This window comes from Bordetella genomosp. 11 (assembly GCF_002261215.1).
GTDB lineage: Bacteria > Pseudomonadota > Gammaproteobacteria > Burkholderiales > Burkholderiaceae_B > Bordetella_C.
Genome location: NZ_NEVS01000001.1, coordinates 364,401 through 383,717, shown reverse-complemented (window position 1 = coordinate 383,717; position 19,317 = coordinate 364,401). Strand labels below are relative to the sequence as shown.

The window sequence follows — 19,317 nt, the reverse complement described above, 5'->3', positions numbered from 1 at the left end:
CACCGCGGACGGACAAGCCACGCGTTTCGCCACGCTGTTTTATCCCGGCCGTCCTCCATCACGCGCATTTAGAATACCACGGTATACTATTTTTGAAAGACCCTTACCTGGCAGGCTAGCCGCATGTCCAAGCTCCCTGAACCCGACCCTCGTGCGGTGCGCGCAGCGGCCGACGCGCCGCGTTCCGACAGCGCTTCCGGCGCGCTCGCCGGCTTTGCCGCCGGCCTGCGGTTCAACGACATCCCGGCGGATGTCCGGGATCGGGCGGCGTCCTGCATCGCCGATACGCTGGCGTGCATGGTCTATGGCGCGCGCTTCCCGTGGAGCGCGACGACGGCGGCGTACGCGCGGCGCTACGGCGGCCCGGGTCCGTGCACGATCTTCGGCGCGCCCGGTCCCGGCGTCGGCGCGCCGCAGGCCGCGCTGGCCAACGGCGCGGCGGCCCACGCCTTCGAACAGGACAGCCTGCGTTACCCCGGCGCCGGCGTGCACCCGGGGGCGACCCTGGTGCCCGTGCTGGCGGCCGTGTGCCAGGAAACAGGCGCGGATGGCCGGCGCGCGCTGACCGCCTTCGTCGCCGGCTGCGAAGTGCTATTCCGCATCGGCGCCGCGTCGCGCCACAGCAGCGAAAAGCTGGGCTTTCATGCGCCCGGCCTGACCGGCCCCTATGGCGCGGCCGTCGTCGCCGGCGTGCTGTGGGACCTGGACGCGGCCGGCATTGCGCGGGCGCTCGGCATCGCGGGGTCCTTATCGGCGGGTCTGCTGGCCTTCACAAAATCGCGCGAGGGCGCAATGGTCAAGCGGCTGCACATGGGGCGCGCCTGCGAGGCCGGCATCCTGGCCGCGCGCCTGGCAGCCGACGGCTACAGCGGCCCCGAGACCATTCTGGAAGGCCGCTTCGGATTCCTGGATACCTATTGCCGCGAGGCCGACCCAGGCCGCCTGACCGCCGGCCTGGGCAGCGAATGGGAGACGCTGCGCATCTGCATGAAGCGCTATGCCTGCCATGTCACGCCGCAGGCGGCCATGCAGACCTTGCGCGAGCTGATGGCCGCGCAAGGCTTTACCGGCGACGACGTGGCGACGCTGGCGCTGGGCATGTCCGAAAAAGCCGTCAGCCACCACGACATCCGCCGTCCCGGCGACGTCATGACCGCGCAATACAGCGTGCCCTTTTGCGTTGCCCTGTCGCTCTACCGCGATCCAGAGGACCCGCGCGCGTTCGACGAAACCGCGCTGCGCGATCCGGCCATCGCGGATCTGTGTAAACGAATCGGGCTGTCGGCCGCGCCGGATCTGCCCTCGGCATGGAGCGCGAACATCGCGCTGGCGTTGCGCGACGGACGCCGCTTCGCAACCACGGCGCGCGACTATCAGGGCATGCCGCAAACGCCGATGTCCGGCGCCGAACTGCGGCGGCGCTTCCTGCTGTTGACGGAAGAAGCGCTGGGCAATGCGAGCGCCGCCGACTGGTACGACAGGCTGATGCGACTGTCCTCGCAGACGGCTTTTCCGCTGCCGTCAGCCTGATTCCTTCGTCCCGCCCAGCAAGCCGCGCCGGGGCGCCCTGTCCACCAGTTTCGTGTGCTGGACCTGCGTGCGGGCACGCAAGGCGTTCTGCACATGGCGCGCGGCCACCGCCCGCGCCGCCGCTTCGTCGTGCGCCGCGATGGCTTCGTACAGCTCGCGATGTTCGTCGATGACCTGCTCGCGCCGCGCTTCGATCACCAGCGTGGAGACATTCCGATAGGCCGACAGCGTGTCGGCCGTGATCAGCAGGAACTTCAGCAGGAACTGGTTATGCGCGGCCCGGTAGATCACGTCGTGGAAGGTGCGATTGTGCTCGTACATCTGTTCCGGCTTATCGCGTATCGCGGATTCGTGCTCGACCAAATGCCTGAGCGTGGCGATCTCCGCATCGGTGGCCCGCTTGCATGCCATGGCCGCCGCCGCGCCTTCCAGCAGTTCGCGCACGGCGTAGAGCTCCTGCACCGCCTCGTCGTCGATCGACGCCACCACCAGGCCGCGACGGGGATGCTGGGTCAGCAGCCCTTCGTTTTCCAGGCGGCGCAGGCCTTCGCGGGCCGGCGTGCGGCTGATGCCCAGCCATTCCGCGACTTTGTACTCGGATACCCGGTCGCCCGGCTTCAGGTCGTTGGCCAGGATCGCTTCACGTACCGACTCGTAGGCAACGTCGCCCAGCAGCAGATTGGAGTCGTAGGGTTTTCTTGTCATAGGTCATTTCCCGCGGCGGCAGGCAGGCGTTCGAAACGAGATCGGGGCCGTCAACCGCCCCCAGACGAAAGTGTTCACGCTGAGGACAGCTTGCCTTGACGGTGGCCGGCGTGCCGTGAAAGCATCCGGGATTGTAGAACCTCCCCATGTTTTCGGACCGCCGATGATTTCCAAACTCGTAGAAAGCGCAGCCCAGGCGCTGGCCGATGTCCCGGATGGCGCCACCATCCTGATCGGCGGCTTCGGGCCGGCCGGCCAGCCGGTCGAACTCATCGATGCCCTGCTGGAGCAAGGCGCGAAAGACCTGGTGATCGTCAACAACAACGCCGGCAACGGCACCACCGGGCTGGCCGCGCTGCTGGGCGCCGGCCGCGTGCGCAAAATCATCTGCTCGTTTCCGCGCCAGGTGGACTCGCAGATCTTCGACGGCCTGTATCGCGCCGGCAAAATCGAACTGGAACTGGTTCCCCAGGGCACGCTGGCCGAACGCATCCGCGCCGCCGGCGCCGGCATCGGCGGGTTCTACACGCCCACCGCGTACGGCACGCCCCTGGCGCAGGGCAAGGAAACGCGCGAGCTGAACGGCAAGAATTATGTCTTCGAGCTGCCGCTGCACGCCGACTACGCCTTGATCAAGGCCGACCGCGCCGACCGCTGGGGCAACCTGATGTATCGCAAGACTGCGCGCAACTTCGGTCCCATCATGGCCAGCGCGGCCAAGGTTGCCGTGGCCCAGGTGCGCGAAATCGTCGAACTGGGGGAACTGGATCCGGAAGCGATCGTGACCCCGGGCATCTTCGTCAAGCGCGTGGTGCGCATCGACGCGGCCGCCGCCAAGGAGCAAGCATGAGCGCCAAACTGACCCGCGACCAGATGGCCGCCCGCGTCGCCCGGGACATTCCGGAGGGCGCCTACGTGAACCTGGGCATCGGCCTGCCGACGCTGGTGGGAAATCACCTGCCGGCCGACCGCGAGATCGTGCTGCACACGGAAAACGGCATGCTGGGCATGGGCCCCGCGCCCGCCAAGGGCCAGGAGGACTACGACCTGATCAATGCCGGCAAGCAGCCGGTGACGCAAGTCCCCGGCACTTCCTTCTTCCACCACGCCGATTCGTTCGCCATGATGCGCGGCGGACATCTGGATATCTGCGTGCTGGGTGCGTTCCAGGTATCGGTCGAGGGCGACCTGGCGAACTGGCACACCGGGGGCGCGGACGCCATCCCGGCGGTGGGCGGCGCCATGGACCTGGCCAGCGGCGCGAAGCAGGTGTTCGTCATGATGGAGCTGACCACGCGCGAAGGCCAGAGCAAGCTGGTGCCGCGGTGCACCTATCCGCTGACGGGGGTGCGCTGCGTATCGCGCGTCTATACGGATGTCGCGGTCTTCGATATCCGCGCGGACGGCGTGTACGTGACGGATCTGTTCGGCGATGTCGACCCGGCAGCGCTCGAACGCATCACCGGACTTCCGCTACGATTCGAATTACCGGTCGCCCGCTGATATCCTGGCGGCGACGCCTTATCGCGGGAAAACAACCATGAAACGCCTGCTTGCCATCGCCATCCTCGCCGCGGCCGCCCTGAACGCCGCGGCGCAATCGCTGCCCCAGGGCGTCACGATAGACAACCTGGCGGCGGTCAAGGACACCGGAAAGGGCACCACCTACATCCGCGCCACGGTGCACAACGACACGGGCAAGACGCTGAATCGCGTTTCGGTGCTGTTCCAGCTGCAGGACAGCCAGGGCAATGTCATCGGCACCACCTCGGCCCAGACCTTCAATCTGCCGGACAAGCAAAGCTGGAACGTCAACGCCACGACCACGTTGCCGTTCGCCCGCTTCACTGCCTACGAAGTCAAGGCGGAATAAACCGCCGGCGCGGCGCGCCCGCGAACGGGCGTCCGCATGCCACGCGATCCGGGCTGGGCGTAATGCCCAGCGCCTTCGGCATCGCGGCGTTCTGCGCCATCAAGGCCGCAACGTCAGCGTGTGCGCGGCGGCCCCGGCCATGAAGGGCGACGCGGCCCCCTCTACCCAATCCTCGTGCCCCGCGAGGAAGAACGGCGACATCGGGTGGCCCGAAGCGCCGCCGGGCATCTCCAATACCCCTTGCGCCTCCCGGCCGGGCGCCACCACGAAGCGTTCCGACGCGCCGAAGGACGGCCGCTGCACGCGCGGCATATTGGTATCGCCCGGCACGGCCTGCTCGGGCGCGGAGAACCACGACCGCAGGGACGCAGGCAGCAAGCCGGCGAACGGATGCCCGATTTCCAGCCTGTTGCGCTCGCCCCAGCGCGCCTGCTCCAGCGGCGCGCCGCGCGGCCGGTTGCGCTTGATCGTCTCGTCGATGGTTGCCAGCATAAAGGCCCGCCAATCGGCATAAGGCGCCGGGATCCACGCTTTCGCCCCGGCCAGCGCCCGCATGACGGCCTCCAGCCGCGACGAGGCACGGCCCACCGAAATCGCCGGCGCGAATTCCGGCGCGCGCGCCGACAAACGCTCGTCCAGCCCCGAGAACCAGGCACCGTAAAGCGTTTCGCGGAAATCGCGCAGCAGCGTGTATCCCGCCTGGTCGATATCGGCGCGGCCGTTCCATTGCAGCAGGATGCGGCGGAAGGCTGCACGGTCCGGGTCCCGCGCCAGCGCGTTCGCATCCAGCGCGTCCAGCGCAATCCGGCGCCAGAATTCCAGCCACAGCCCCCGGTCGTCCAGCTGGATCGCCAGCAAGGCCGCCTCGTCGTAAGTGTCGCGCGCGAACAGGCCCTCGCGGATCTGCCCGCCACGCAGGCCGACGTCCGCGCCGCCATCGCCGATCAGGCGCTGGCGCGCGGCGTCCCCCAACTGGGTGCTATTGGCGGTCCACAAACGGCCCGAGGGCGGGTCGACGATGCGCGGATACTGTTCCGGCGGCAAGCGCCCGGCGGGCGCGGCCGCCTTCGCGGCCTCCACGGGGTAGCCTTCCGGGTCGCGCGTGGCCAGCGGCAACGGACCGGCAAGCGTCCAGCCGATATGACCGCCGCGGTCGGCAACCAGGATGTTCTGGGTCGGCACCCCGGCGTTCTGCGCGACGCGCAGCGCCTCGCCCACATCGCGCGCGGTTTCCATGCCCATCAGGCCCAGGTCGGCGGCGTCCGGGCGGTAGGCGACCCACTCGACGGCGTAGGCATCGTCGCCGATCGCCAGCTCCGGTCCCCAGCGGGTCTCCAGGACGGTACGGCGTACGGGCGCCCCGCCCTTCACCTGTATCCATTCCTCGTGCTCGACGGCCGTTTCCCATTCGCCCCCGGGGCCGCGATAGCGGCGCGGGTCCGCGGGATCGCGCTGAAGGTGTATGAGGTCGATGTAGTGGCCATAGCTGTTGGTAAAACCCCAGGCCACGTCGCCGTTGCTGCCCGCCACCACCACCGGCGCGCCGGGCAGGCTGAGGCCGCTGACGCGGCGCGGCTGCGGCCCCTGCAACACCAGCGTCAGCCGGTACCAGATGTTGGGCAGCCGCAGCCCCAGATGCATATCGTTCGCCACCCGCGCGGCGCCGTCCACGCCATGCGATCCGGCCACGGCGAAAGCGTTGCTGCCCACCTCGGCATCGCCCACCGCGGCCTCGTCCGGCACGATGCCCGCCAGCAGCGGACCGCCCGCGCGAGCGGCGTGCTCCTCTGCGGGCGCCGCGCCGGAACGCGCGCGAGCGGGACCATCCAGCCACGCGGGCCGTCCGCGCGGCACGCGCAATGGGGGCGTGCCGACCGCGACCCCATCCAGGGGCGCGTCCATCGCGCTCGCTCGCGGTGTCAGGAATGCCAGCATGTCGGGCGCCACCGCATCCCGCAAAAACCCGCGTGACAGCACACGGTTCAATTCGGCGGACTGCAGATCCAGATACATGGCGTCCACCACCAGCAGGGTGTCCTCCGGCAGCCAGGGCTGCGGCCGCACGCCCAGCACGCCATACTCGAACGGCCATACCGGCAGCGCCGCCTGCGCCGCGTTCACGCCGTCGGCATAACGCTGCAGCAACTCGCGCTGACCGGGCGGCAATGCGGCATAGGCAGCCTGCGCGCGGGCGCGGAAGCGATGCATGCGATTGCGCCGGTCCAGGGGAATGGCGTCCGCGCCGACCAGCGCGGCGACCTCGCCGGCGGCGACCCGCCGCAGCAAGTCCATTTGGAAGTACCGATCCTGGCCATGCGCGTAACCCGTGGCGTAGGCGAGGTCCAGGCGATTGGCCGCCGTCACGGTCACACTGCCCCGCGCATCGCGCTCGATGGTGGCGGGCACGGACAGCCCCGTGCCGGCGACGTCGCCATCCAGCCGCGGCAGGCTGGCCCGCATTGCCCACCAAGCCGTCGCCCCCACGGCGGCCGCCAGGATCAGCACGGCGGCGCAGAACCATCCCAGGACCCGCCCCCACCGGCGCGTCGCGTCCAGGCGCGGCGGCCCCATATCAGCGGAATTCCAGGACGATGGGCTGGTGATCCGACGCCGCGCTTTGCGCATCGACGTCGCAACGGACCACCCTGGCGGCGAGGTCCGGCGTGACGAAGACGAAGTCGCAGGCGAATGGCCCCTGCGGCCATTGCACATGGTCGTGCACGCCCACCGTCGGCGCGCGCGGGGCCTGGCCGTGCCGGACCAGCCAGGCGTCGACGAACGACGGCACGCCCGCCGGCATCGGATCCAGCATGCGCCGGTACGCCGGGTCGCTTACCGCGCTGTTGAAATCGCCGCAGAGCAGCGCGGAAAGCGGGCGCTGCACTGCGGCGAAGGGACTGTCGGGATCGCCATGCGGACTGGGCCGCGCCGCGTGTCCGCACGCTTCCACATGCAGATCGCGCAAGGCATCGGCCTGCGCAAGGCGCTGCGATGGCGAATAGAACTCCAGGTGGGTGGTCGTCACGCGCAGCGGTCCGAGGTCGCTGTGCAGCACGGCCTCCAGCGCCATGCGCGGCATGGACTTGACCGCGGGGTCGGACGGCCACGGCAGGCTGTGCCGGAATACCGGCCCGACGGGATAGCGCGTCGCGATGGCGTTGCCGTTCTGCCGGCGCGGCGCGCCTGGCCGTACCGGCGGCAGATCCGCGCCTATCCCGCAGAGCACGGTATACCCGGGCAGCAGCGCCGAGAGCGTGGCGAATTGATCGGCGTCCGGACCGCCCGGCAGGCCGCCAGCACCCGCATCGCCGTGAAAGCCGCGCGTGACCTCCTGCAAACAGAGGACGTCGAAGTCCGCCAGCCGCCGGGCCTCATCGACGATGCGGCCCAGGTCTACCCTGCCGTCCACGCCGCGGCCCCATTGGATGTTCCAGTTCACGAGTCGCATCCGCCCTGTTTTACCAGCCGCCCTGTTACCCGTCCACCTGCTTCGGTGCATTCCACGTACATCCTTTGCGGAAAAAACCCGCCTTCCGCGCAGCCGGGGCCGACGGCCGCGGCGGCGCGTTCCCGTTCCGCCACGCGCGTTCCATGCAGGCAGGGAACAGGCCGGAAGGCGACCGGCACTCAACGCGCCTCGAAGGGAGGACACCAAGCATGAGACAACTTTCCGGCCACGGCCGCGCGCGAACCCGCGCCGGCGCCGCCTTGGGGCAACGTCCGGAGGCAAGGCGGCCATGACGACAGCACTCAGCGGAATCAGCGCCGGCGGCACCGTCCTGCCGGCCGCGGAACCGTCACCGCGCCGCGACGAGCCAGGCTTGCACAACCTTTGGGGCCTGCTCACCGTCCAGGGGGACGACGAGCCCGACGCCCGCCACAGCGCGCAATTGGAAGCCGCGCTGCGCATCATCGACGGCACGGACATCGGCGCCTCCCTGCTGCGCGCCCTTTCCTCCTGCGACATCCCTGTCCACGAACGGCCGCTGATCGCCTTCGTCAACCTGGACAGCCATCGGGACGCCGCGCTCTTGCTCGACGACGGGTCCGAAGATGACGAACGGATCATCCATTTCGGCGTGCAATGGCCGTCCGTGCCCACGGATGCACCCTTCACCGATTCGTCTTCCTATCCATTCGACGACCTGCTCCCCGACGAGCTGTCGCAGCGCTATCAGGCCGTAGACCTGTTCGCCGATCTGGCGACATTCTTCGCCGACCACACCGGGCGCCCCTGCCTGGCGCCCAGCCTGGGGTGCGTGGAGTATTCCGCCCTGACCTTCCGCGAACAGTTGGGCGACGAGATCCCGTCCTGGCAATACAGCATGGAAGCCTACCTGCGCGCCCCCACCGAGGCGGGCGAAAAGCGCGCCACGGTGTGGGAGCTGGTCAACCTTTGGAACGACGCGAACAAGCCGGAGCAGCCGCTGCAGCTGAATTCCCTGGACCTGCGCGAATGCCCGCCGCTGCGGGAGCTGCCCGGGCTGACCTGGCTGATATTGGCCGACAACGCGCTGACGGCGTTTCCGCCCGGCAACCGTCTGCCGCCCACCCTGGACCGGCTGGACCTGGCGGGCAATCCCATCGCCGTCCCGCCCGACGACTACAGCCCGGGACTGCGCCATCTCACCCTGGACCGGACGGTCTGCGACAACGCGGGCCTGCGTGCCGGACTACCGCCGGCCGTGGAACTGGAAGAAGTCGACGCGGACTATGTCGAGTCCTTCCGGGCGGCCAACCGCTTCGTTACCGAATTCCCGGAAACCCTGGTCGGCATGGTCCCGGTAGAGGAAATGGAGCGCGCGGGCTGGTCCAACGATGTCATGGCGCGGCTGTATCCCAAGGACGCGCTTGAAAAAGCAGCCGCCAAGTGGTTTGCCCCGTCCTTGTCGGGCGACATCCCGCAGGCGCCGGCCCGTGCCGGCGACGCATGGCGGCGGGCCCAGGGGGCAGACCCGAATGGCGCGGCCGCGTTAAGCGCCTTGATCGACCGCCTGCACGCTGCCTGGAGCCGGCGACCGGATCCGGTGTTCCACCAACGCTTCGCGGCGCTGCTCGCGAAGATGTGCCAGCCCGGTAACGACCAATTCCGCGACGAATGCCTGAGCATCGCCCGCGAAGGCGCCGCTTCCTGCAACGATCAGATCCTGTACACGCTGAACAACCTGCACATCGCGTCCCTGAATGCGGACGTGGCGGCTGGCGCCTATGACCGAAAACCGGCCGAACTGATGCACCACGCCGAAGACATGCTGAATGTGCACACCCTGACGCAGTTTTTCGCCGACCTCAGGCCGGAACTGCAAAGACGCGCGCGGGAACGCCACATGGAGTTCGAAGAAGTCGAGCAGTGGCTGCATCTGCATACGCGCCTGCAAGGGTCGGTGCACCTGCCGGACATGCAGTTCGGGATGCAATTCGTAAACCTGTCCCTGGTGACCGACGCCGACGCCCGGGCTGCCAGGGCGCGGATCGCGGAGGCCAGGAACAAGGGCTACCTGGAGTTCCTGGCCGTATGGGCACCATTGCAATCGGTTATCCGCCGTGTCGCGCCCCGGCTTACCGAGCGAGCGGGCCAGTGGCGCGAGCACATCGTCAACGATCGCGGACGTTTCTATGGCGCGCTCGATCGCCTGATGAAAACCGACGGGCAGTTGTTCGCCGCGCCGCGCCAGTCGGGCATGGATGTCTTCAGGGTGGGGCCGCGAATGTTCTGGACGCGGTTCGAACGCCTGGTCCATGAACACCTGCGCACGATCGACAAGCGCCTGGCCACGGCCGCGCTGCAACGCAAAACGATCGACGCCCCGCCATCCGGCGCCGTCGATGAAGACCTCGACGAATTGCGGGCGGTGATGCAATACACGCTGCCGCAGGTTTGCCGGGCGGTCAACGACACCATCCAGCGGCTGATCCAAGTGGCCACGGCGCGTGACTTCCTGAACATGCACGGCCTGAAACTGGAGGAAACCATCCAGGAAGCCAAACAGCCGCGCTGGTTCAAGCGGCTGCGGCAGGAGATCCCCTGAACGGCATCACGCCTGCCGCTTGAACTGGCGACGGTATGCCGACGGCGCTATCTGGAAATTGCGGGAAAAGTGCTGGCGCAGCGACGATCCGCTGCCCAGGCCCGCGCGCGTGGCGATGACTTCCAGCGGAAGGTCGGTGGTTTCCAGCAGCTTTTGCGCCAGCCGCAGCCGTTCGGCGAGCAGCCATTCGCTCAGGCTGCAGCCCGTCAGGGACAGAAAGCGGCGATTGAAGGTGCGGCGGCTCATGGCCAGGCGTTCCGCCAGGGTGTCGGCCGTGTGTTTTTCGACGATGGTTCCACGCAGCCAGTCCAGCAGCTCGGCCAGGCGAAAGCCCGCGCCTTCGGTGGAAAACGGCTGGGGCGGCAACTGCGCCTGCGCGCCATGGCGGTGCGGCGGCACCACCAGGCGCCGGGCGGCGAAATCCGCCACCTTCGCGCCGTAGAGCGAGCGCACGATGTGCAGGCAGCAATCGATGCCTGCCGCCGTGCCGGCGGATGTCGTGACGGTACCGTCATCGACATACAGCACCGAAGGCTCGACCTTGATGCGAGGGTACTGGCTGGCGAAATGATCGGCCCAGGCGAAATGCGTGGTGGCGCGGCGGCCGTCCAGGATGCCGGCGGCCGCCAGCACATAGGCCCCCAGGCACAGTCCCACTATCCGCGCGCCCCGGGCGCTGGCGGCGGCGACCGCATCGACCAGCGCGGCGGGGGGCGTCTCGCGCGGGTCGCGCCAGCTGGGCACCACGACCACGTCCGCCGTACGGGTGATATCCAGGGACGGCGTGGTCAGGACCGAAAAGCCGGACGTGGTGGTAGCCAGGGATGCCCCTTCGGCCGAGCACACTTTCAGGGAAAACCTGGGCGCGCCCGGCACACCGCCATACGTCCCGAATACCGCGCAGGGCACCGATAGGTGAAAGGCGCTGATCCGGTCGAAGGCGATTACTGCGATGACGGGCGCTTGCATGACTCGGCGATGCGATTGGGGACGGGCTTAGGCATTGGCCCAATTCTATCGAAAATTGACCGTAAACCGGCGAACCTTTTAGTGCGGATGGCTGAGAATTCCGCTGCCATGGGGGAAGAACCGGCGAATGCGGTACCTAAGCGCGAAACGCGCGGCGGGACGAACGGTTCCAAAAGTATTTCACTAGAACGATATAGAAGGCAGGGCTGCGCGATGCCGATAAAGCTTCTCTCGAACGGAAAGACCGTCTCCCTCAGGTCGTTCCCTAGGGCCGAGGATTTTCCGGCGGAAGATCGCGCCTCCACCATGGAAGCCTTCAATCGCCTTATCGGTATGAATTGGGATGTCACCGAACCGCACTGGACGCCGACCCATAGTCCTTTCCGTAGCGGTTACGGCCTGGTACTCGTTCATGCCGATAAGGAGCTCGTTGGGTTTTCGATCTACCAGTACTTCGATATGAACGGCGACCTCTGTCTGTACCGATCCGGTACCGAACTGGCGCCACCCTACCACGGCCTGGGGTTGTACAGCGATGTCACGGATCTGATCTTCGCTGAGGCCTTCCGCCAGCGGCCGCACCAATCGCGGCTGCTGTATTGCTGGCGGACCCGCAATGCCATCGTGGCATTGGCCAACGCGCGTCGCTGCGCCGAGGTCGTGCCGGACCTGCAGGCCGACCCGCCCAAGGAAAACGGCGGACGGGCCGGCCTGCTGGCCCTCGCGGTGCTGGCCGCCAAGCGCCTGTATCCCGACCGCGTCCTGGAATTGCCCGCGCTGGTCATGCGCGACGTCTACGGACATATCAAGCACCGCAAGCCGTCCTATCGCGGCGTGGCGGTACACGTCGGCAAGCGCATCGCGACGCTGGCCCCCAACTCTTCCGACGCGCTGTTCTCACTGGGTATCGTTCGCCGACCGACATTGTCATGAGCAAGGCCGCATCGCTTTCCACCCCGTCGCTGCCGTTGGACCGCGACCGGCCGACCGCGCGCGTCTACGCGTCCTGGATCCTGATCGCCCTGGCATATTCGATCGCGTTCATGCAGCGGCTTGCGCCGCAATCCATGCTGAACGAGCTGTCCGCGTCGTTCTCCATCGACGCCGCCGGCCTGGGCATGCTGGCCTCGGGTTATTTCTACGGCTATCTGGCCATGCAGATCCCGGCGGGCATCCTGGTCGATACGCTGGGCGTGCGGCGCGTCCTGCTCGGCAGCCTGCTGGTCTCCCTGACCGGCACGGCGTGTTTTGCCCTGGCGCACAGCGTTCCCGCCGCCTTCGCCGCGCGCCTGGTCGTCGCCTGCGGCGACGCGCTGGTTTTCACCGCCATGCTCAAGCTGGTGGCCTTGAAGTTCAAGCAAAGCCGCTTCGGCCTGATGTCGGGGCTATCGCAGGTATCCGGCTATCTGGGCGGCGCCATCGCCACCACCCCTTTGGCCTACGCCGTGTCCGCGGTGGGATGGCGCGAATGCTTCACCATCGTCGCCTGCGTCATCGCCGTCAACCTTGCGGCGTCGGCCATCGTGTTCCCCCGAACGGACCAGGCCCCGCTGGCGGCGAAGGAACTGCTGCCCCGGCTGGGGCAGACTTTGCGCCTGTTCCGCACGCGCCTGCGCAATGCCGGCAGCTGGGGATGCGCGATCGTCTTCGCGTCGCACTTCGCTTCAGTCACTACACTATCTGGCGTATGGGGCTTACCCATGGTCCGCGATACGCTGTCGATCAGCAAGGACCAGGCAAGCACCTGCATCCTGGCTTTCCTGGTAAGCAACGTGGCCGGCTCCATCCTGCTCGGCCATTTGTCCGATCGCGTCCGCAACGTGCGGCGCGCGCTGCTGTGGAATTGCCTGGTGCGCGCCGCGATCCTGCTTACCTTGCTTCCGGCATTGCTGGCATCGCTGGGTTACCTCTACGCCATCGCTTGCTTCAGCGTCCTGGGCTTTGTGGCCGGCGGCACCGTCCCGCTGGTGTTGAAAGCGGTACGAAAGCTGTACTCCACCGAAATGATCGGCATCGGAGCCTCCTTCAACACCACGCTGGCCGGGATCACGGCCGCGCTGGTGCAGCCGCTGGTCGGATCACTGCTGGCCGCCTCGGCCACGGGTAGTCCCGGCCACTTGTCCTACACCGCCCAGGGCTATACCGGATTCGTTCTATTCATGGCGGCCGTCTCGGCCCTGGGCTGTATCGGCGCGGCTGCGATGCGCATGGCGCATCAAGCTTAACCCCCTCATCGCGCCGGTGCGGCATCACGCCGCGCGCGCGTCATGGCAAGTCGATTCAGTTCCCTCCACCTGAATGGGTAGACAAAGCCGTGAAAGACTATCTCAGCCGTATTCAAGTCCAACAACGCCACGCCGGCGGTACCTGGCAGGCCATCCTTTTCCAGGAACTGGCCAGCACCCTCAACAGCGATACGCGGGCCTTTCCCTGCATCTTCGGCGTGGCGGGATATCGCGCCGACCAGCTGCGCTATCTTTTCCTCGACGAGGACGACATCGAAGGGCTGGCGCGCAACCTGCGCGCCTACGTCGCCGAATCGCGCACCTACGGCCCCAACACCTCGCTCATCGTATTCTTCCGGCCGCGTCCGCTGCTGCCGCTGGAGGCCTATCGCGCCAAGTTCTGGGCCCTGCTCGGCCAACTCGCGGCCCTGGACGATACCGAATGGCCGGCCGAAATCCCCGCGGAACTGGATTCGCCGCACTGGGAATTCTGCTTCGCCGGCGAACCGATCTTCGTCGTATGCAATACGCCGGCGCACGTGCAGCGGCAAAGCCGCCGGGCCAGTTCGTTCATGATTACCTTCCAGCCGCGCTGGGTCTTCGACAATATCCTGGGCAGCAAGCGCGCGCGCGATGCCAGCGTATCGAAAGTGCGCGACCGCCTGGCGACCTACGACATGATCCCGCCGTCGGCCGACCTTGGCGCCTACGGCGATCCCTCCAACCGCGAGTACAAGCAGTACTTCCTGGGGGACGACAACCGGCCGGTCTCCGGCTGCCCCTTCCACGCCATGCGCGCCGCCGACCTGGCATCCGAAACCGAAATCTGAAAGCGAGGACACCATGGAAGTCATCAAGGGACTGCTTGGCGACATCGATCTGGCCACCGGGCTGCGGGCGCTGCTGCCGCGGCAGGGCTGCATCGAAGTCCAGCGCGACGCACCCGGCAAAGAGCACCGCACGCACAGCCATCCGACGGATGAAACGCTGATCATCGTCGACGGCACGTTGACCGTCTACGCCGACGGCGTCGATTATGTGTGCAGGAAGGGCGATGTCATCGACCTGCCCGCCGGCACGGTGCATGGGTCCACGGCATCGTCGGAAGGCGCGATCTATCTGATCGCGTTCGAACGGCTGGCGCCGTCCATCAAGGAGCGGGCCGGCCAATACTGCGGCGCATGGTAACCGCCCGGCGAGCGTGCGGCCGTTTCAGTGGCCGCACGTACCGCCGGCATTCCAGCGGGACCGCCGCCACGCCGCGGCCTTCACCGGGCCGACGCGACGGCCCGCGGGTAACGGACGCTTCAGCGCGTCGCCACCATGAAAAGGCGCGGGAACGGCAGCAGCACGGAACCGTCCGCCACGGGCCGGTGGGTCTTCTCGATCATCTCGGTATAGCGGGCCAGGTAGGCTTGCTTTTCCGCTTCGTCCAGCGGATCCAGGAACGGCCGCAACGCGCTGCCCTTGAACCACTCCACGATGGCGGAGGGCCCGTCCTGCAGCACGTGATAGTAGGTGGTGCGCCAGATATCCACCCGGCTGCAATGCGGCTGGAGCAGCTCGTAATACCATTGCGCCGGATGCAATGCGGTGCGCGCCTGGCTGACGTCCTTCAGCTTGCCCGACCAGGGGCCGTCCGCGGCCAGCTCGCGCATCATGCGATGCGGCGGCTCTTCCATCGTATCGGGCATCTGGATCGCCAGGCTGCCACCCTGCGCCAGCTTGGCCACGAGGGCGGGAAACACGGTTTCGTGACCGGGTACCCACTGGAACACCGCGTTCGACAGAATCACATCGTAGGCGGTAGGCGCCTTCCACGTATGGATATCCGCCACCTCGAAGTTCACCTGCGGCATGCGCTTGCGCGCGGCGGCGATCATGTCCGACGAGCTATCCAGGCCGGACACGTTGGCCGTCGGAAAGCGCTGCGCCAGTACCTCTGTGGAATTGCCCGGTCCGCAGCCCAGGTCGATGACCTCGCGGGCCTCGGCGACGGGCACGGCGGCCAGCAGGTCGCGCACCGGACGGGTGCGCTCGTTCTCGAATATCAGGTACTGCCTGGAAGACCACTTGTCTTGTGCCATGGCGAACTTCCGGTTGCCGAAGGAGATTCGATGATACGCGCGGCCACCTTTCACGTGCTTGACGTCAGGGCATCATGACATCGTGATGCCCGCGCGGCGCGGGCCGGCCGCCATGGCGGCCGCATGGGTCTTGGCCCATTGATTCAGCGCGGCACATAGCAGCAGCAGCGCCGCGGTGACGTAGAAGACCGATCCCAAGCCGATATGCGCGCCGACCTGCCCGCCCATGAGCGGGCCGATGACCTGCCCGCTGAATTGCGCGGACTGCAGATAACCCAGCGCCTTGCCGGAATGTCCATCGGCGGTGGCCTGCCGCACCAGCTTGGCGATGGAAGGCAATAGCCCCGCGATGGTCATGCCCATCAGGCCGCGCAGAATGGCCAGCTGCCACCATTCGGTCACCAGCGCCTGCGGCACCATCAGTATCGCCGTGGCCACCAGGCAACCGACAATCACGTTCCAACTGCCGATACGATCGGCGAGCGCGCCCAGCCTTGGCGCGGTCAGCATGCTGCCCAGGGCGGATGCCGCCATGACGATGCCCGCGGTGCGTGCCTGCGCCTGCGGCCCCACGCCGAGATGACCGATGTAGACCGTGATAATCGGCTCGATCGACATATTGGCCAGCAGCACCATCATGGCCGTGGCAAGCAGGGCGAACAGCAGGATGCGCCGGGGCCCGTCGACGCGAAGGCCGTCCGCCGTGCTGCGGAGCTTGGCGTCGGAGATTCTGTCGAAGTCTTCCTTGACCAGCACGATGGTGGCGATGGCCGCGACGGCGATCATCGCCCCACCGGCAAAGAACGTCCCGCGGATGCCCACCAGCCCCGGCAGGAATCCGCCGACCAGGGGCCCGACCAGGCTCCCGGCCAGGGCTCCCGTCGACAGCACACCCAGCGCCCAGCCGGCCCGTTCGCGCGGCGCCTGCGTGCCTATCATCACGATGGAGGCCGACGCATAGCCGCCGATCAGGCCCGCTACCAGACGCAGCAGCACCAGTTGCGTCACGGTCTGCGCAAGACCGATCAGCGACATCACAACGGCCATCCCGATGGCCGCGCGCACCAGCATGGGCTTGCGGCCATAGCGGTCCGCCAGCCGCCCCCACAGCGGTGCCGTGATGGCGGTACCGAAGAATGTCGCGCCGAACGCCACCGCGGACCATTGCACGATCGCGGCCGGCGCGGTCTCTCCCAACTGCGCCACATACAACGGCAGGAAAGGCAGCAGCATGCTAAGACTGACCAGCGTGGTGAAGGAGCCGAACACGCAGACCGCCAGGTTGCGCCGCCAATGCAGGCGATTGCGTTCGACGTAGTCCGGACCTCTCGATGCGCTTTCCATTTCTGCCACTTCCTATTGCCTGCTCGCGATGAGCCTGGGTTGTCCGCCTGGCGTCGACGCGAATGACGTCGCCTGCATTTGCCGCCGGGGAAGCCGCCATCGCGGTCGAATAGCGGCGACGCGGGAAAAGCGGGGCTGGACTTCGCCGGCGTGGCGGAACAGGGATAGCGTAAGAAGGAACGCGTATTCCGGGAACTGAATTTATTGGATGGGGGCTATCGGTAAAGCAGATAGCTCATCGACGATGAGCTCCGCCATGGCGCTGGCTGGAAAACAAAAAGCCGAAACTGCGCGAGCAGCTTCGGCTTATCGTCTCGGCGCGGGATCCTTGCTTTCCTGCCCGCGGGATATTGCGGAAAAGAAAGCGAACCTGCACCGATGATTCGGGAATGACCGACCCTTGCAAGGGTGGTCGGGGCGAGAGGATTCGAACCTCCGACTCCTGCGTCCCGAACGCAGTACTCTACCAGGCTGAGCTACGCCCCGTTATCGATCTATCGATCATCGATCGCGGTTTACCGCGAAAGCGCAGAATTCTAGCAGGGATTGCTGATAAACGGAAATGGGATAGCCAGCCAGCGCCTGCCGCGCCAATTCGGCTTCCGCGCGGGCGGCTTCCATGGCGTGGCTCAGGGCATCGGTGGCGTGAATGGCGGCGGCGACGGCTTCGAAGTCGGCGTGTCCGGTTTCGATGGCGGTCCGCACCAGTTCGCGCTGCGCCGGCGTACCGACCTCCATCACGCGTATCAACGGCAAGGTGGGCTTGCCCTCGCGCAGGTCGTCGCCGACGTTCTTGCCCAGCGCGGCGGCGTCGCCGCCATAGTCCAGGACGTCGTCGACCAGCTGGAAGGCCGTGCCGATATGGCGGCCGTAGGCGGCGGCGGCCTGTTCCTGTTCCGGCGTGGCCTTCGCCAGCACCGCGCCCACCTGCGCGGCCGCCTCGAACAGCTTGGCCGTCTTGTAGCGGACCACCTGCAGATAGCGGTCCTGCGAGACATCCGGATCGTGCACGTTCAACAGTTGCAGGACCTCGCCTTCGGCGATGACCGTGGTGGCCTGCGACAGGATGGCCATGACCCGCATCGAGTCGACATCGACCATCATTTCGAAGGAACGCGAATACAGGTAGTCGCCCACCAGCACGCTGGCGGCGTTGCCAAAGACCGCGTTGGCCGTCTGGCGCCCGCGCCGCAGGTCGGATTCGTCGACCACGTCGTCATGCAGCAGGGTCGCGGTGTGGATGAATTCGACCACCGCGGCCAGGGTATGGTGATGGGTGCCGGTGTAGCCCAGGGCGCGGGCGATCATCAGCAGCAAGGCGGGGCGCATGCGCTTGCCGCCGGCGCCGACGATGTAGTCGCCTATCGTCCGGATGAGCACGACGTCGGAATTCAGCCGGGCCCGGATGACGGCGTCAACGGCCTTCATGTCGTCGGCAACAGGGGCAATAAGCTCGGGGAGATTCAAGACGAGTCCGGGTGGTAGAAGACGAGCGCCAAGGCTCATGAAGCAGGCCCGCGCCCGCCATGCAAGCCGGCCGGGGTCCAGCGAATTATACGGTGTCACTTTGACAGCACCGCGCCCGCCGCGGACGCTAGCCGATCCCGCGGCAGGCCGGCGGGGAATGCGGGCGGGACAGACGGGAATGCGGGCGGCGGCCCGTCTCCCCGTACCGCGGGCGCGACACGTAACTCGTTGCCCTGCCGGGACTTTTTGACATCGCCAGGCGCCCGGGCTAGAATCACGAGTTCAGCGTTTCAGGCGCTGGATCACCCTTATAGGAAATTACCCATGTACGCGGTCATAAAAACCGGCGGCAAGCAGTATCGTGTCGCAGCCGGCGAAAAACTCAAGGTAGAACAGATACCTGCTGACATTGGGCAAGAAATCACCCTGGACCAGGTTCTGTCCGTGGGCGAAGGCGACCAGCTGAAAGTTGGTACGCCCATCGTCGCCGGCGCCGTGGTCAAGGCGACCGTTCTTGCGCATGGCAGGCATGACAAGGTCACGATCTTCAAGATGCGCCGTCGCAAGCACTATCAGAAGCATCAGGGCCACCGTCAAAACTACACCGAAATCCGCATCGAGGCCATTACGGCCTGACGCGCACCGGTATCCATAGCAGGAGCTAAACATGGCACAGAAAAAGGGCGGCGGCTCTACGCGGAACGGTCGCGATTCGGAATCGAAGCGACTGGGCGTCAAGGCCTACGGCGGTCAACTGATCCCGGCCGGCTCGATCATCATCCGTCAGCGCGGTACCCGCGTTCACGCCGGCGTGAACGTCGGCATGGGCAAGGATCACACGCTGTACGCTTTGGTCGACGGCAAGGTGCAGTTCGCCACCAAGGGCGCGCTGAGCAAAAAGACGGTATCGATCGTCGCCGCCGAATAAGCGCGCGATTTTCGATCCGCACCACGAGAAAGCCCTGTCGCGCGCGGCAGGGCTTTTTTGTCATTGGGCCGCATGAAGTCCCCGCGGCCGCCCGGCCGACTTGTCGGCATGGCAGGGGCGCTCGTATTCTTCTCTAATCCAAACCGGAATCGCGCGGCAG

General features: G+C 66.9%; 18 protein-coding genes and 1 tRNA gene. 11 read left to right on the top strand and 8 right to left on the bottom strand.

What is annotated here, in order from left to right:
* Positions 1-123 precede the first annotated feature (123 nt).
* The gene (locus tag CAL28_RS01740; protein ID WP_094839696.1) at positions 124-1,530 is read left to right on the top strand and encodes an MmgE/PrpD family protein; all 1,407 of its coding nucleotides are present in this window, start codon (positions 124-126) and stop codon (positions 1,528-1,530) included.
* Here the strand turns inward: CAL28_RS01740 and CAL28_RS01735 are convergent.
* Positions 1,522-2,235, bottom strand: a complete 714-nt coding sequence (locus CAL28_RS01735; protein ID WP_094839695.1) for a GntR family transcriptional regulator — start codon at positions 2,233-2,235, stop codon at positions 1,522-1,524. The genes CAL28_RS01740 and CAL28_RS01735 overlap by 9 nt on opposite strands.
* A 163-nt stretch (positions 2,236-2,398) precedes the next feature.
* Here CAL28_RS01735 and CAL28_RS01730 point away from each other — a divergent pair, with 163 nt between their 5' ends.
* From CAL28_RS01730 to CAL28_RS01720, 3 genes are read left to right on the top strand one after another with little or no spacing between them, the layout of a single operon-like run.
* Positions 2,399-3,085 (top strand): 3-oxoacid CoA-transferase subunit A, encoded by a 687-nt coding sequence (locus CAL28_RS01730; RefSeq protein ID WP_094839694.1) that lies wholly within the window; start codon positions 2,399-2,401, stop codon positions 3,083-3,085.
* On the top strand, positions 3,082-3,738 hold the full coding sequence (locus CAL28_RS01725; protein WP_094839693.1) for a 3-oxoacid CoA-transferase subunit B: 657 nt from the start codon (positions 3,082-3,084) through the stop codon (positions 3,736-3,738). Before CAL28_RS01730 ends, CAL28_RS01725 begins: the two co-directional genes overlap by 4 nt.
* 37 nt (positions 3,739-3,775) lie before the next feature.
* Entirely contained in the window at positions 3,776-4,108 is a 333-nt protein-coding gene (locus tag CAL28_RS01720) for an FxLYD domain-containing protein (RefSeq protein ID WP_094839692.1), read from the top strand.
* Positions 4,109-4,207: 99 nt separating this feature from the next.
* On the opposite strand, the gene CAL28_RS01715 is transcribed toward CAL28_RS01720, so the two are convergent.
* Together CAL28_RS01715 and CAL28_RS01710 are read right to left on the bottom strand one after the other, a co-directional pair.
* A complete protein-coding gene (locus tag CAL28_RS01715) occupies positions 4,208-6,679 on the bottom strand; it encodes a penicillin acylase family protein (protein ID WP_094839691.1) in 2,472 nt (823 codons plus the stop codon).
* 1 nt (position 6,680) lies between these two features.
* Positions 6,681-7,556: an endonuclease/exonuclease/phosphatase family protein gene (locus CAL28_RS01710; protein ID WP_094840565.1), complete on the bottom strand. Its 876-nt coding sequence runs from the start codon at positions 7,554-7,556 to the stop codon at positions 6,681-6,683.
* A 289-nt stretch (positions 7,557-7,845) separates the two neighbouring features.
* Between CAL28_RS01710 and CAL28_RS01705 the strand changes: the two genes are divergently transcribed.
* Positions 7,846-10,137: an NEL-type E3 ubiquitin ligase domain-containing protein gene (locus CAL28_RS01705; RefSeq protein ID WP_141218121.1), complete on the top strand. Its 2,292-nt coding sequence runs from the start codon at positions 7,846-7,848 to the stop codon at positions 10,135-10,137.
* Between the two features lie 6 nt (positions 10,138-10,143).
* Here the strand turns inward: CAL28_RS01705 and CAL28_RS01700 are convergent, their stop codons facing one another.
* Positions 10,144-11,106, bottom strand: coding sequence for a helix-turn-helix domain-containing protein (locus CAL28_RS01700; RefSeq protein ID WP_094839689.1), 963 nt, complete (start codon positions 11,104-11,106; stop codon positions 10,144-10,146).
* Positions 11,107-11,412: 306 nt separating this feature from the next.
* Between CAL28_RS01700 and CAL28_RS01695 the strand changes: the two genes are divergently transcribed.
* The 4 genes from CAL28_RS01695 to CAL28_RS01680 all read left to right on the top strand — a co-directional run bounded on the left by CAL28_RS01695 (position 11,413) and on the right by CAL28_RS01680 (position 14,519).
* Complete coding sequence (locus tag CAL28_RS01695) at positions 11,413-12,039, top strand: hypothetical protein (RefSeq protein WP_094839688.1); 627 nt, start codon at positions 11,413-11,415, stop codon at positions 12,037-12,039.
* Entirely contained in the window at positions 12,036-13,331 is a 1,296-nt protein-coding gene (locus tag CAL28_RS01690; RefSeq protein ID WP_094839687.1) for an MFS transporter, read from the top strand. The genes CAL28_RS01695 and CAL28_RS01690 overlap by 4 nt, the downstream gene beginning before the upstream one ends.
* 89 nt (positions 13,332-13,420) lie before the next feature.
* Entirely contained in the window at positions 13,421-14,161 is a 741-nt protein-coding gene (locus CAL28_RS01685; RefSeq protein WP_094839686.1) for a YqcI/YcgG family protein, read from the top strand.
* Positions 14,162-14,174: 13 nt separating this feature from the next.
* Positions 14,175-14,519, top strand: a complete 345-nt coding sequence (locus CAL28_RS01680) for a cupin domain-containing protein (RefSeq protein WP_094839685.1) — start codon at positions 14,175-14,177, stop codon at positions 14,517-14,519.
* A gap of 119 nt (positions 14,520-14,638) precedes the next feature.
* Here CAL28_RS01680 and tam read toward each other — a convergent pair whose 3' ends face one another.
* The 4 genes from tam to CAL28_RS01660 form a co-directional block, all read right to left on the bottom strand.
* Positions 14,639-15,472 (bottom strand): trans-aconitate 2-methyltransferase, encoded by an 834-nt coding sequence (gene tam / locus CAL28_RS01675; RefSeq protein ID WP_440588344.1) that lies wholly within the window; start codon positions 15,470-15,472, stop codon positions 14,639-14,641.
* 18 nt (positions 15,473-15,490) lie between these two features.
* Positions 15,491-16,762 (bottom strand): MFS transporter, encoded by a 1,272-nt coding sequence (locus CAL28_RS01670; RefSeq protein WP_094839683.1) that lies wholly within the window; start codon positions 16,760-16,762, stop codon positions 15,491-15,493.
* Positions 16,763-17,171: 409 nt separating this feature from the next.
* Positions 17,172-17,248, bottom strand: a tRNA-Pro gene (locus CAL28_RS01665).
* 15 nt (positions 17,249-17,263) lie between these two features.
* Positions 17,264-18,229, bottom strand: a complete 966-nt coding sequence (locus CAL28_RS01660; RefSeq protein WP_094839682.1) for a polyprenyl synthetase family protein — start codon at positions 18,227-18,229, stop codon at positions 17,264-17,266.
* Between the two features lie 324 nt (positions 18,230-18,553).
* Here CAL28_RS01660 and rplU point away from each other — a divergent pair, with 324 nt between their 5' ends.
* Together rplU and rpmA are read left to right on the top strand one after the other, a co-directional pair.
* Positions 18,554-18,865, top strand: a complete 312-nt coding sequence (gene rplU, locus CAL28_RS01655; protein WP_066631807.1) for a 50S ribosomal protein L21 — start codon at positions 18,554-18,556, stop codon at positions 18,863-18,865.
* A gap of 31 nt (positions 18,866-18,896) precedes the next feature.
* Positions 18,897-19,157, top strand: coding sequence for a 50S ribosomal protein L27 (rpmA, locus tag CAL28_RS01650; protein WP_094839681.1), 261 nt, complete (start codon positions 18,897-18,899; stop codon positions 19,155-19,157).
* The last annotated feature ends 160 nt before the right edge of the window (positions 19,158-19,317 follow it).